This window comes from Marinobacter sp. LM1 (genome assembly GCF_042763285.1).
Classification (GTDB): Bacteria; Pseudomonadota; Gammaproteobacteria; order Pseudomonadales; family Oleiphilaceae; genus Marinobacter; species Marinobacter nauticus.
Genome location: NZ_CP114373.1, coordinates 2,291,282 through 2,304,701, shown reverse-complemented (window position 1 = coordinate 2,304,701; position 13,420 = coordinate 2,291,282). Strand labels below are relative to the sequence as shown.

The 13,420-nt window shown below is 55.5% G+C and carries 12 protein-coding genes and 1 pseudogene; 10 read left to right on the top strand and 3 right to left on the bottom strand.

The genetic code is table 11. The features are described 5' to 3' along the window. Positions 1 to 38: 38 nt before the first annotated feature. The 9 genes from OZ656_RS10775 to OZ656_RS10735 all read left to right on the top strand — a co-directional run bounded on the left by OZ656_RS10775 (position 39) and on the right by OZ656_RS10735 (position 10,175). Positions 39 to 2,036, top strand: a complete 1,998-nt coding sequence (locus OZ656_RS10775) for a heme lyase CcmF/NrfE family subunit (protein WP_041656287.1) — start codon at positions 39 to 41, stop codon at positions 2,034 to 2,036. After that, the gene (locus tag OZ656_RS10770) at positions 2,033 to 2,557 is read left to right on the top strand and encodes a DsbE family thiol:disulfide interchange protein (RefSeq protein WP_011784902.1); all 525 of its coding nucleotides are present in this window, start codon (positions 2,033 to 2,035) and stop codon (positions 2,555 to 2,557) included. The genes OZ656_RS10775 and OZ656_RS10770 overlap by 4 nt, the downstream gene beginning before the upstream one ends. Next, positions 2,548 to 3,036 (top strand): cytochrome c-type biogenesis protein, encoded by a 489-nt coding sequence (locus tag OZ656_RS10765; RefSeq protein WP_011784903.1) that lies wholly within the window; start codon positions 2,548 to 2,550, stop codon positions 3,034 to 3,036. The genes OZ656_RS10770 and OZ656_RS10765 overlap by 10 nt, the downstream gene beginning before the upstream one ends. Before the next feature lie 2 nt (positions 3,037 to 3,038). Beyond that, positions 3,039 to 3,923 (top strand): c-type cytochrome biogenesis protein CcmI, encoded by an 885-nt coding sequence (gene ccmI, locus OZ656_RS10760; RefSeq protein WP_169054510.1) that lies wholly within the window; start codon positions 3,039 to 3,041, stop codon positions 3,921 to 3,923. A gap of 39 nt (positions 3,924 to 3,962) precedes the next feature. Continuing rightward, complete coding sequence (gene lgt, locus OZ656_RS10755) at positions 3,963 to 4,766, top strand: prolipoprotein diacylglyceryl transferase (RefSeq protein ID WP_136630492.1); 804 nt, start codon at positions 3,963 to 3,965, stop codon at positions 4,764 to 4,766. Between the two features lie 50 nt (positions 4,767 to 4,816). After that, positions 4,817 to 5,344, top strand: a complete 528-nt coding sequence (locus OZ656_RS10750; protein ID WP_011784906.1) for a MerR family transcriptional regulator — start codon at positions 4,817 to 4,819, stop codon at positions 5,342 to 5,344. Positions 5,345 to 5,408: 64 nt separating this feature from the next. Continuing rightward, positions 5,409 to 5,945: a TetR/AcrR family transcriptional regulator gene (locus OZ656_RS10745; RefSeq protein ID WP_014420756.1), complete on the top strand. Its 537-nt coding sequence runs from the start codon at positions 5,409 to 5,411 to the stop codon at positions 5,943 to 5,945. A gap of 23 nt (positions 5,946 to 5,968) precedes the next feature. Next, positions 5,969 to 7,123, top strand: a complete 1,155-nt coding sequence (locus OZ656_RS10740) for an efflux RND transporter periplasmic adaptor subunit (RefSeq protein ID WP_008172291.1) — start codon at positions 5,969 to 5,971, stop codon at positions 7,121 to 7,123. A 1-nt stretch (position 7,124) separates the two neighbouring features. After that, the gene (locus OZ656_RS10735; RefSeq protein WP_011784908.1) at positions 7,125 to 10,175 is read left to right on the top strand and encodes an efflux RND transporter permease subunit; all 3,051 of its coding nucleotides are present in this window, start codon (positions 7,125 to 7,127) and stop codon (positions 10,173 to 10,175) included. 15 nt (positions 10,176 to 10,190) lie between these two features. Here OZ656_RS10735 and OZ656_RS10730 read toward each other — a convergent pair whose 3' ends face one another. The 3 genes and pseudogenes from OZ656_RS10730 to OZ656_RS10720 form a co-directional block, all read right to left on the bottom strand. Beyond that, entirely contained in the window at positions 10,191 to 10,805 is a 615-nt protein-coding gene (locus OZ656_RS10730) for a substrate binding domain-containing protein (RefSeq protein ID WP_227716182.1), read from the bottom strand. Then, the gene (locus OZ656_RS10725) at positions 10,762 to 11,826 is read right to left on the bottom strand and encodes a TolC family protein (protein WP_014420759.1); all 1,065 of its coding nucleotides are present in this window, start codon (positions 11,824 to 11,826) and stop codon (positions 10,762 to 10,764) included. Before OZ656_RS10725 ends, OZ656_RS10730 begins: the two co-directional genes overlap by 44 nt. A 275-nt stretch (positions 11,827 to 12,101) precedes the next feature. After that, positions 12,102 to 12,212, bottom strand: a pseudogene (locus OZ656_RS10720) (IS5/IS1182 family transposase); the annotation flags it as partial. Between the two features lie 641 nt (positions 12,213 to 12,853). Here OZ656_RS10720 and OZ656_RS10715 point away from each other — a divergent pair. Beyond that, positions 12,854 to 13,141, top strand: a complete 288-nt coding sequence (locus tag OZ656_RS10715) for a hypothetical protein (RefSeq protein WP_011784910.1) — start codon at positions 12,854 to 12,856, stop codon at positions 13,139 to 13,141. Positions 13,142 to 13,420: the final 279 nt, after the last annotated feature.

Below are 13,420 nucleotides of genomic sequence, written 5' to 3'. Positions count from 1 at the left end.
CGGTCATCGCCGAACCCGCAACCGAACACGGCCCCGAAATGCTTACCCTGACAATCCCTGAAGTTGGTCTCTTCGCGTTATTGATTGCACTTTGCCTGTCGCTGCTTCAGGCGACCGTGCCCTTGCTGGGAGCCGCCACCCGGCGCCCGTTGTGGATGGCATTTGCAGAGCCCATGGCATGGGGGCAATTTGTTTTTCTACTGGTTTCTTATGCCAGCCTGACCGCCAGTTTTCTTCTGGATGATTTCAGCGTGGATTATGTGGCCCGTAATTCCAACTCGATGCTGCCCTGGTACTACAAGTTCACCGCCGTCTGGGGCTCTCATGAAGGCTCGGTGCTGTTATGGAGTCTGATTCTCAGTGGCTGGGGCTTTGCCGTCAGTCTGTTTTCCCGCCAGTTGCCACGGGATATGCTGGCACGGGTTCTGGGAGTTCTGGGTGTCGTCAGCGCAGGGTTCCTGCTTTTCATCGTCGTTACGTCCAGTCCCTTTGATCGCCTGTTGCCGGGCATGCCAGCCGACGGTGCCGATCTGAATCCGTTGTTGCAGGATGTTGGCCTGATCATCCATCCGCCGATGCTTTACATGGGCTATGTGGGTTTTTCAGTGGTCTTTGCTTTTGCCATCGCTGCGCTGATCGAAGGGCGTCTCGATGCGGCCTGGACGCGCTGGGTTCGGCCGTGGACCAACATTGCCTGGGCCTTTCTGACCCTCGGCATCGCTCTGGGTAGCTGGTGGGCCTACTATGAACTGGGTTGGGGAGGCTGGTGGTTCTGGGATCCGGTGGAAAATGCATCGCTCCTGCCCTGGCTGAGCGGGACAGCGCTGATACATTCACTGGCGGTCACGGAAAAACGCGGCACGTTCAAGAGCTGGACGGCACTGCTGGCGATTTTCACGTTCTCACTCTCGTTACTGGGCACCTTCCTGGTGCGCTCAGGGGTACTGACCTCGGTTCATGCCTTTGCCAATGATCCGTCACGGGGGCTCTTCATTCTGGCGTTGCTGGGAATAACGGTCGGCGTCTCGCTGTTGATCTTTGCGCTACGGGCGCCGCGAATGAGCGCCAACGCGGGCTTTAGCTGGCTTTCCCGGGATGCTCTGTTGCTGATCAACAATATTTTGCTGGTCATCATGACGATCACGGTCCTGATGGGCACCCTGTACCCCTTGATCCTGGATGCACTCGGGCTGGGCAAGGTCAGTATCGGCGCGCCTTACTTTAATAGCCTGTTCGTGCCACTGACCGTCATGCTGTGTGCCTTTATGGGGCTGGGGCCGGTCTCACGCTGGAAGCAGATGCCCGGTCGGGAGCTGTTCCGGCGGCTTCTGGGGGCGGGCCTGGCCGCACTGGCGATTGCGGTATCGATACCGTTTCTTTACAACGGCCAGTGGAATGTCGCCGTGGCGCTGGGGATGGTGGCGGCCCTGTGGGTGGTACTGGGGGTGGTGCGCGACCTGTTTGATAAAGTCCGCAATGCGTCCTCTGCGCTGGCCGGATTGCGTAAGTTGACCCCTTCATACTGGGGCATGGTGGTCGGCCACGTGGGCCTGGCCGTCACCATCGTGGGCGTGGTGATGGTGTCGAACTACGCCATGGAGCGTAATGTGCGGCTTGATATCGGTGAGCAGGTGAATCTGGGCGGGTACGATTTTACGCTGACCGAACTGGGCGAGCGTCGGGGGCCCAACTTCCTCGCCGATACGGCGACCATCGAGGTTGCCCGTGAAGGCCGGATTGTCACCACCCTGTACCCGGAGAAGCGCCTGTACATTGCCCGAGGGCAGCCGATGACCGATGTCGCACTCGACCCCGGCCTGTTGCGGGACCTTTACGTGGCCATGGGGGAGGAACTGGACGACGGCAGCTGGGCAATGCGCCTACAGGTCAAGCCATTTGTACGCTGGCTTTGGCTGGGTGCGCTGCTGATGGCCTCCGGGGGCGTGCTGGCCGTGGCAGACCGTCGCTACCGTCGCCGCCGTGCAGCCGCAGCTGACCGCGAATCGATGAGGCCGGCACGCGAGGTTCGCGCATGATGCGTCGCCTGTTGCTGCTGCTTCCGTTTGTGGTGTTCCTTGGCCTGGCCTTCTTTTTGTACCGGGGGCTTTCGCTGGATCCCAGTGCTCGCGAGTCAGCCCTGATAGGCCAGGCGTTTCCCGCGTTCACGCTCCCGACGCTGGAGGACCCTGATACCGAGGTGGATGAATCCCTGCTTCGCGGGCAGATATCTCTGGTCAATGTCTGGGCATCCTGGTGCCCGACCTGCAAGGAGGAAATGCCCCAGCTACTGGCGCTCTCCGAGCGCGGCATTCAGATGGTGGGCATCAACTATAAAGACGCCCGTGACCTGGGGCGACAGTTTCTCGAAGAGTTCGGAAAACCTTTCGAGGTCAACATCTTCGATCCTGCCGGTGACCTGGGTTTTGAAATTGGCGTGTATGGCGTGCCCGAAACCTTCCTGGTCGACGCAGACGGTATCGTTCGATACAAGCACGTTGGGTACATAACGCCCGCCCAGGTGGATGAAGTCATGATGGAGGTAGAGAAATGGCGCTAACCCTGAAGATCCGTTGCTGTGTGGTCATCGTGCTTTTGATGGCCTCGTTCCAGTCGATGGCGGATACGGCAATTGATGCGCGTCATTTCGAGGATCCGGTGATGGCGGAGCGTTATCGCGACCTTACGGCGTCATTGCGGTGCCCTAAATGTGATGCTCAAGCCATCGACAGCTCCGATTCGCCGGTGGCGGCGGACATGCGGGAGCGGGTAGCGCTGATGCTTCATGAGGGGCGTGCGGATAAGGAAATTCTTGATTTCATGGCTAATCGTTTTGGCGAGTTCGTTCTTTACAATCCGCGCCTTGACGGGCGCACGTGGCTGCTTTGGGCATTGCCGGCAGCGCTGGTAGCAGGAGGCGCCCTGGTTGTGATTGCCTTTGTCCGGGCACGCAGGCACCGGCGAGTGCGGCCGCTCTCCGAGGAGGAGCGTACCCGCCTGTCCTCTTTGATTCATCGTCATCGTGAGAGGTCGGAATGACTATGCTCTGGTTAAGTATCGGCACACTGTTGCTTATAGCGCTGTGGTTCCTGAGTCTACCGTTGCGAAGAGCAAGGGCGATCCATGACTGGCAGCAGCGGTTTGAGGCCGATGATCACGCTGAGGCGCAAAACCTGGCCGTCTATGAACGCCGGCTTTCAGCCCTGAAAAGCGCCCGCGATCGCGGCGAGATTGACGTCGCCCGTTTTGAAGAAGGCCGCCACGAGCTGGACCGCAATCTGCTGGAGGACACCGAGGCCCATCGCCGAATGCCTCTCAGGCGCCCCCTGTCAGGACGTTTGATGATTCCACTGGTGATAACGGCAGTCATGGCTGCCAGCATGATCGGCTATCGATGGCTGGGTGCCGATGGCGATCTGGCGCTGCATGCCGCCCAGCAGGACGTGCTCAACACGCCCGGTGCCTCAATGAAAACCCTGGTTGGTCGGCTCGAAGAGGAAGCCGGGACTCAGCCGGATAATCCCAAGGTCTGGTCCTTGCTGTTTCCGCTTTACCAGAAGATCGGTCAACCGGGTCAGGCGATTGACGCCCTGGAACGACTGATCGAACTGGAAGGCCGCAGAGTAGATCTTCTGGCCCAACTGGCTCAGATAAAATTCTTTGTGGCCGGGCGCAGCCTGACCGATGAAGTGCATGCGCTGATCGACGAAATACTCGACAAGGATCCACGTGAGCCAACGGCGCTGGGCATACTGGGGGTCGAGGCCTTTGACGACGGCCGCTATGAACAGGCGATCAATTACTGGCGCCGGGCATTGGCTGGCTTCGGCGATAACGAGTCCGCACAGGCCATGCGCAGCGGTATCGCTGTTGCCAGGCAACGATTGGAGGAGACAGCCAATGGAGCGGAACGTGTTACTGATTGAAACCCTAACGCACGTTCACACACGAAATCAGGGAAGCTTATGCTTCAGTATCCTCAAATAGACCCGGTAGCCATTGCACTGGGCCCACTGAAAATCCATTGGTACGGCCTGATGTACCTTGTCGGTTTTCTCGCGGCCTGGTGGCTGGGGCGTCGTCGGGCTCATCGACTCGGGTTGAACGCAGACGCTGTTGAAACATTGATTTTCTACTGCGCGATGGGCGTCATTCTCGGTGGCCGCGTCGGTTACGCGCTCTTCTACGGTTTTGACAAGCTGGCAGACAACCCGCTCTGGCTGCTCAAGATCTGGGAAGGGGGCATGAGTTTTCACGGCGGCTTGACCGGCGTCCTGATTGCAGCCTTGGTCTTCGCCCGCAAGCAGAACCTGCGGTTTTTCCAACTCACGGATTTTATAGCGCCACTGGTGCCAATTGGCCTGGGGGCGGGGCGCCTTGGCAACTTTATCAACCACGAGCTCCCGGGGCGGGTCAGCGACGTGCCCTGGGCCATGGTGTTCCCGAATATGGGGTCGGCGCCACGTCACCCGTCGTCATTGTACGAGTTTGCCCTGGAAGGTGTTGTGCTGTTTGTGGTGCTGTGGTGGTTCTCACGCCACCCTCGTCGGATGGGCGCAACGTCCGGCCTGTTCCTGTTGCTCTACGGAATTTTCCGTTTTGCGGTCGAGTTTGTTCGCCTCCCCGACCCGCAACTGGGGTTCATTGCCCTTGACTGGGTGACCATGGGGCAGTTGTTGACCTTGCCGATGATCCTTGGAGGCCTTGGGTTAGTCGCTTGGTCGAAAAGCCAACCGATCAATAACGTAAAGGTGGCGACGGGCGGATAAAGGTCGACTTCATTTATGCAATAACAAATTGAGAGAGTTTCAGAGTGGTCATGCTGGCGTTTTCTCCTCTGATATATCGGGATCTGTTTCATGCGAGCGATGTGGGCACGATGAAAGTCAATGAAATTGCAAACTTGGCGGATGTCTCTCCGGACACCGTTCGTTTCTATAACCGTGAAGGGTTACTTCGGCCACGAAAAGATCCCCGAAATGGCTACAACTTGTATAATTCGGAAGACCTGTGGCGCTTACGGTTTGTTCGCGTGGCAAACAAGCTGGGATTCAACCTGCGTGAAGTCAAAGTCATTCTAAGTCATGGGACGGAGGGTGGCTTGGCTGGCAGCGACCTGAAGGAGCTATTCACAGACCGCCTTTGCAGACTGGATCAGGAGTTAAAGGAGCTCAAGAGACTTCGTGACGACATGAAAACTACAGTCCAGGTTTGGAGACAGATGCCTGATGGAGCCCCCAATGGCCATTCTGTCCAGGAATTCAGTAGGGCACCTACTTCGGTATACGCCTATATTTTCGGTTTGAAAATAAGTGAACGTGCATTTATTTTAGGCCGACCAATTTGAAGCGTTGAGCAGACAAATGCGGCAAAGAGACGACTCGAAACGAATAGCCTTCCTGGAAGCTACCGTGAGGGAAGTAGCAGATCACGGTTTTTCAGCAACCTCGGTTGGCAAGATAGCCAAGGCTGCGGGTTTGTCACCAGCCACGCTGTACATCTATTACGAAGATAAAGAACAGCTTTTATTGGCGACATTTTATTACGTCAGCGATCAGGTCATTGATGCGGCGCTGGACAGTTTTTCTCGCGGGAAAGATCTGCGTGAAGGACTGCGACGCCAGTGGCACACACTGTTCCGGATCGGCCTTGAGCGTCCGGAACTATTCCGCTACCACGAGACGTTCACGCATTCTGCTTGGATGACTCCCGAGATCCAGGCACGAAACGAAAGCCGAGCCGCAAATCTTTTGAATGCAGTTGATCAGGGAAAGCAATCCGGGCTGATCAAACCGGTACCTTTTCCACTTCTCGAAACGTTTATGTTCCGCCCGATTTACCACCTCGTTCAACGATGCCTGCAAGGGTCGTTCGAAGGTACCGATGAGCATATCGAATTAGCGTTTAATATGGCTTGGGATGCGGTTGCCGATCGTCGGAATACCTAATTTTTTCTGGAGAGTGACGCGTTATGAAATTCAAGATGGTCAGTACCGCCATGCCCTTGAGAGGCCTACAAGCGCTTGCAATGCTTTCGAGCCTCCTGGTGATGGGATGTTCGGCGGAGGCGCCCCCTCTGACACAGCAAACTGTCTACCCGGTAAAGCTCATGACGCTGGAGCAGGCGCAGTCAGGCACGCTCAATCAGTATCCGGGCAGAGTCTCGGCGTCTGACCATTCAGAACTCTCTTTCAGAGTGGGAGGAGAGCTGACGGAGCTGGCCGTTAAAGCAGGCGACACTGTGGAAAAAGGGGAGGTCGTTGCCCGCCTGGACGATCGGGACGCAAGAACCCGCCTGGAAAACGCCCGGTCAAATTTCAATCTGGCACAGGCCACCTTCGAGCGAATGCGAATATCGTTGGAGCGCCAGGCCATCAGTCAGGCCCGTTTCGATGAGGCCGAGGCCGAGTACCTCTCTGCCAGAGCGCAACTGGCCAGCGCGGAGGACCAACTTTCCTATACCGTTCTCAAAGCGCCATTTGATGGCGTCATTTCACGGGTGCCGGTGGATGTCTTTCAGGTTGTATCAGCGCAGCAGGCCATTGCCGAACTGCAACGGCCCGGCTCTATCGACGTCTCGTTCCAGATGCCTGAACAACAGGTCCGCCGCCTTCAACCACAGAGATCCAGGAACGTTCGCGCCAATGGCAACACTATCGCGTGGGTACAGTTTCCCGAGCTTCCCGATAAACGCTACGCCGCGAGCTACAAAGAGCATGACAGCAATGCCTCTCAGGGGTCGCTCAGTTATGAGGTTACCGTAACGCTCCCTGAACCCGAGGACATCACAGTGCTTTCGGGGATGAGCGCGACCGTTCTGCTTGATTACGGCACATTGGCTGGAGAGAGCGCCCCGTCGTGGCTGATACCAACCGCGGCGCTTGTAACACCTGACGCAGAACCCGGCACTAGCGTGGTTTGGCGATACGTGGCTGCTGCCGATGGTGAGAATGGCGATAACACGGGCAGCGTCGAGCCGGTGGATGTCGAGCCGGGTAAGAAAATGAACGATGGCGTGCTTGTTCGGGGAGAGCTCAGCCCGGGCGACAGAATCGTGGTTGCCGGCGCTCACCGGATGAACAGGGATCGTTCGGTCCGTCCCTGGGAAAAAGAGGGCGGGCTCTGAGATGGTCGATTATTTTCTTGATCGGAAGTCCATCAGCTGGATGGTCACGCTGTTGCTTGGGGTTGGGGGCATGTTCGCGTTTCTGGGTCTTGGCCAGCTTGAATTCCCGGAGTTCACGTTACGTTCCGCCTTGGTGACCACCCAATATCCCGGAGCAACGCCTCTTGAAGTCGAGGAGGAGGTTACGCTGCCTCTGGAAAAAGCGATCCAGCAGATGCCGGGCATCGATGACATTACTTCGGTGAACTCGGACGGCTTGTCGCAGATTACTGTCCAACTCAAGAAGACGGTCAGAGAAGGGGAGTTAGACCAGTATTGGGATATCCTTCGGCGAAAGATTAATGATGCCCAGCCTGGTCTGCCACCAGGCGTGAACACGTCCATCGTGAACGATGACTTTGGCGATGTCTTCGGCCTGCTGCTCACGTTGCGTGGTGACGGCTACTCGCTGAAAGATCTTGGTGACCATGCGGATCTCATTCAGCGAGAACTGCGATTGTTGGAGGGCGTCGCAAAAGTCAGTATCGGTGGTCGTGTCGACGAGCAGATGATCGTGTCACTGGACCGTGACCGTATGCGTGCTCTTGGCATCTCGCCAGAATACCTGGCAAGCCTTCTGAATGCGCAGAATACGGTGGGCAACGCTGGCCACCTGCGCAGTGAAGGGCTGTCGTTATCCGTTCAGCCAACCGGTCAGCTTGATTCCGTTCAGGCACTTGAGCAACTGGCAGTTGGAAGCGCTGATTCGGGTATTATCCGGCTCAGCGATCTGGCCGAAGTTCGCAGGGTGACCAATGACTCACCCGCCTTGCTTTACCACTCTGACGGATTGCCTGCTTTGACCATCGGCGTGTCATTTGCAGAGGGCACCAACGTTGTTGATGTAGGTGAGAGTCTCAATGAGGCTTTGAAACGCCTGGAAAAACAGCAACCCATCGGCATGACACTGAACACAGTGTATAACCAGCCTGAAGTAGTCGAGGAGGCAGTATCTGCTTTTCTCATGAACCTTGCTCAGGCGGTGGGCATTGTCATTATTGTGCTTTTGCTGTTCATGGGGCTGCGAAGTGGCCTGCTCATGGGGCTGATCCTGCTGATTACCATCATGGGTACATTCGTGCTTATGGCAATACACGGTATTCAGCTCCAGAAGATTTCATTGGGTGCGCTGATCATTGCGCTGGGGATGCTGGTCGATAATGCCATCGTCGTCACCGAGGGCATGATGATTGGCCTTTCCAAGGGCAAGTCCAAAAGGCAGGCAGCCAAAGAAGTGGTCTCGCAGAACCGGTACCCGCTGCTCGGCGCTACCGTGATTGCCATTACGGCCTTTGCTCCTATCGGCCTTTCACCAGACACCACCGGAGAATTCATTGGCTCCCTGTTCTGGGTTCTGTGCTACTCGCTTTTCCTGAGCTGGCTGACGGCACTCACTCTGACCCCGTTTTTCTTTGATATGTTCTATCCCGACAAGCTCGAGAGTGTCGGGCAGTCATCCGATAACGACCCCTATAAGGGAATTGTTTTCGTCGTCTTCCGCCGCCTGCTGACCTACGCGATTCATTATCGCTTCGTGACATTAACACTTGCGATCGCGCTTCTGGCTGGGGTTCTATCGTTCTCGGGACAGGTTAAGAATGCTTTCTTCCCGAATGCCACAACGCCACTCTTCTTTGTTGACCTTTGGTTGCCCGAGGGCGCCGACATCTTGCAAACCGAAGAGACCGTAAAGCGGCTGGAATCGCGCGTGAATGACATGGACCAGGTCGTTCAGGTGACCAGTGTCACCGGTGGCGGAGCCCAGCGTTTTACGTTGACGTATTCACCGGAGCAGCGATACGCCAGTTTTGGCCAATTGATCGTAGAGACCCGGGATAAGGCGTCGAGAGAGGCCCGTATGGAGGAAGTCATTGAGCAACTGCGTACAGACTTCCCGAACGTGCATTACAAAGTGCAGGCTTTGCAGGTGGGGCCCTCAGCCAAAGCCAGTCTTGAAGCTCGTATCTTTGGAGAAGATCCCGAAGAACTCCGGAAAATCGGTGTGCGCGTGCAGGCAATTTTTGAAAATGAACCTCTGGCCGACAGCGTGCGCTTGTCCTGGGGTAATCGGGAAGCCGTGATCGTACCGGAGTTCCTCGAAGAACAGGCCCGGCGCCTTGGCGTATCTCGCGAATCACTGCACCAGGCGTTGTTGCTGAATAATCAGGGGCAGCAGGTTGGAGTGTACCGTGAGGGGAGCGACCTCATTCCGATCATTATGCGGTCAAGAGAGGAGCAGCGTTTTGACATCGAAAACCTTACCTCGATCAATGTCTGGAGTGAAGAGCAGGGCCGCTATGTCAGCGCGGGCAACGTCATCAATGCCATCAATACGGAACTGCGGGATCCGTTGATAAAACGCAGAAACAGGGAGCGGATGTTGGCGGTTTATGCCGAACCCATGCCTTTGTCGGGGGAGACGGCGGCGAGTGTGCTGGAGAGGATCCGCCCGCAGGTCGACGCGCTGGAGCTTCCCCACGGCTATTCGATTGAGTGGGGTGGAGAGTACGAGACCTCATCCGAAGCTCAGACTTCGCTTTTCTCCTCGCTGCCTCTTGGACTGCTGGGGATGTTCATTATTTCGATGCTGTTGTTCGGTAGCTTCCGACAGGCTCTGTCTATCTGGATGATTGTTCCTCTCATGATGATTGGAATCATTGGTGGACTGGTATTGCTCGGCGCGCCTTTTACATTCATGGCGCTGCTCGGGACTCTGAGTCTGATCGGTATGGTACTGAAGAATGCCATTGTGCTGGTTGAGGAGATCAATATTCAGTTAGAACAGCAGGATGATGCATTCACTGCGGTGGTTGAGGCCGCGGTAAGCCGGGTACGACCTGTGCTTATGGCGGCCGTAACCACCATGTTGGGAATGATTCCTCTGTTCAGCGATGCCTTCTTCGCGAGCATGGCGGTGGTTATCGTGTGCGGTTTGGGTGTTGCAACGGTATTGACGTTAGTGGTGCTGCCAGTGGTGTACTGCACGTTAATGAGAATTTCTTATCATCAATAACGCACCCGCTGTTTTTCAGGCGTCTTTTTTTCCTCCGGACAAGCGATCCGGAGGAAAAAAGCCTCCGGCAATCATTGCATTCATCAGTTCGCCTACTTTTGCACGCAGGTCATCCCTCAACAACCTCATTGCCGGCGTTATTGACTGTCGGGTAGGACAAATCAGCCACAGCTCGGATACCGGCGGCGCATAGTCCGGCATGATTGTGGTGACACGGCCTGCAAGCAGATCATCCGACATATCAAGACACGATTTTATCGCAAGACCGCGACCAGCGACGCACCACCGGCGAACCAGATCGCCATCGTTTGAGGCGCGATCGCCCGTCATTTTGACTCGATATTCCTCGTCTCCCCGTTTGAACGTCCAGAGGTCAAATGGGATGTCCTGCAACTGATAGAACAGTCCGTTGTGGTTCTCAAGGTCATCAGGATGAATGGGGCGACCATGACGCGAAAGGTAATCAGGAGATGCGCAAAGCAGGCGCGGCACATCGCAAATTTTGAAGCCATACAGGTTGGTGTCACTGGGCGCGCCGTAGCGAAGCGCCATGTCGACCGAATCCCGGTAAAAGTCCACGTTGGTGTCAGTAATCTGAACTCTGAGATTCAAACCTGGATGCGTTGCCATCAATTCGTCGATCCAGGGCACAACGCGGTAGCTGACCGAGCAATGACCACACCGGGTTGCGCAATAGGGCGTCACTGGGCGATGTGCCTGTTTCGCTAAGCGCTGTTTCCAGGTTGATGGATGGCAGCATGTCCTTGTAGGCAACGGACGTTCGAAAATCATTTGCCCTGATAGCCATATAGGCCGCTTTAAGGTCCGGGCGACGCTGCAATGTTTGCTCTGCAAGGTCGGACAGGGGTAAAAGAACCTGCGGATAGTCGGCGGAAATGACCGTGCTAGCCTGGCTTCGCCCGAGCAACAGGTTCAACGCCCTTTGCTGTTGCTGCAGGGATTCCTGAACTGCAATCAATGTCGCCCTGGCACTGGCCGCAGAGCTTTGGGCGCTGTCCAGATCTTCAAGGTCACCCAGTCCCGAGCGGTAACGCTGAAGAATCCACTGTTCGTTTTTTTCCAATAGCTCCGCGCGTTGCTTTTCGATGGCAACGGAGCGATTCAGATTCACCAGTTTCAACCAGCCCTGCATGACCTCGGCTGCGAGCGTATCCCGCGCAGCTTGGTAGAGAGCCAGCTGTTCAGCAACGTCACTGGCGGCAGCCGACGCCTCATCAGAAATCTTCGACCACAAATCCAGCTCCCAGCTGATGCTGACGGTGCCGGTGTAGGCAGTATCTAGACCGTCAGTGTTATTCGCGACGAATCCAGCCTCGACGTCGGGGAGTTGATCCGCCTGAGTCGCTCGGTATTGAGCACGGAGAATTTGGAGTGAAAGCCGTGTTTGCTGGAAATCAGGATTGGCCGCGCGCGCTTCGACAATAAGCGCGTCCAGGTCATGGCTGTTGACCAGCTCATTCAGGTAGGCTGTTTCGAGACCAACCTCCATCTCAAACTTGGAGACGACGTTCTGACGCTCGGAATCGGCCTGAGCGAGATAGTCCGTTCTCGTGGACAACGAACTGCAGCCTGCAATAACCAGGCAGCATAAAGCAGTCAGCACTACTTTCGAGCAGGGCAAGCGATACATAGGTAAAGTCCATTCGGGCGCGGTCAAATCTGCGGTAAACGACGGGATACAGACTATCTAGGAGGTGGTTAATGGAGGGTTAAGACCTTCATGGACCTGCCTATTATCTACGGCGACGACCAATGGATGCTCCATGAAGAACAGGGCCATGCGCGTGTCACGAAGACCAAAGAAGCATTCGAAGCAGCCGCCGCCCCGACGTGGCGGAAGAGTACAAGAACTACTGCGGTGAAGGACGCATAAAATGGCTTAAAAACGGCGAACCTGTCACTCCGCATGTTGCTGAGCGCCGCGAACAGGTAGAACAGGTTGGTGTTCTTCGACAGGCTGCGATCGCGGACTTTGGCATAACTTAACTGCCGCTTGATGGTGCGAAAGGGATGCTCCGAGTTCAAAAAGTCCGTCAACTGGACCAGAGTGTTCCAGTGCAATTCCACGAATCGGCCCGTTAGGCTGGCGCTATCTTCCAAGCTGAATGTTCGCTTTGCGACCAAACCCAACTTCGCATTCAGGCATCAATGCATCCCCAATAGCCATGAAATCTACGTTTGGTTGGCCAGATTGGGAATATGACTCGTGATCTGGAGGGGCAGGGCGGCTGTCGGTGTCCGGCGCTATCAACAAGACACATAACAAATGGGCTGAAAAATATTACCTGTCAGGTACGCAAACCAGAGTGCGTTTGAGGTGGTTGAACAATAATAACAACTGCTCTTTAAAGTTGATTCGGTTGCCGTACTAACCAAGATATTTGTACCCGGCATCTTGCAACGCTTCCTTCAGTGGCTCCTCGGGAGGTTCTTAGTAAATGAGCGTGGTTGACGGTGAGACATGCCCAGCGATTTTTCGCGCGACTTTAACTGACTTCTTTTTTCATGAATGATATGCGTTATTAACGTCCTCCGGCCGCTGTGGGAGCAGGCTCGCTCAATACCTGCCCAATGCCTCTGCATGTGGGCAAAGTGTTCCTGGAGAGTACTGGGGGAATAGAGGCTTTCTTCATTGGAAGATCACGCGATTTACCACGATGCTTTTTGACCTCAGGATAAAAATCCTTCGGTTTGATCTCGGCGCCGGCCTTGGCCATGATTTCAATTCGCTGAACAAGATGGTGGAAATCGTGAACACCAAAACTGATTCGACGCGGCTGATACGTGGATTTGGACCGCTTCAACGCATCGGCACACTTAGTGTAAGCCGAAGGCAACGCAAGGATTTCCGTAAGTTTGAAAGAGCGCTGACCAGAATCCGTACTCACAGGGCCAAGCTCGGCGACGTCTTTTATCTGGAGAAGCGCGATATCCTGGACTCGTAGTCCGAGCTTGAAGCTGATACGAGTCGGCGCCGTGTTCTTTTTCGGGTATCGATGCTTCTGGATAATGCCTAACAGGTGGGCGAACTGTTCGGGAGTAAGCGCGGGTGGCTGGCCGGTTTGCTCATCGGCTAAGCTCCTGGTAAGCCGCTAGGATGCAAGGAGAGAATGCAAAGATAGAATCCGTAATACTGTTATTTGAACGGATACCAGACTGCGCATAATGTATATTATGTTAAATAGGATGTTCGGATGCATAGCTCACGCACGTTATGGAAGCTG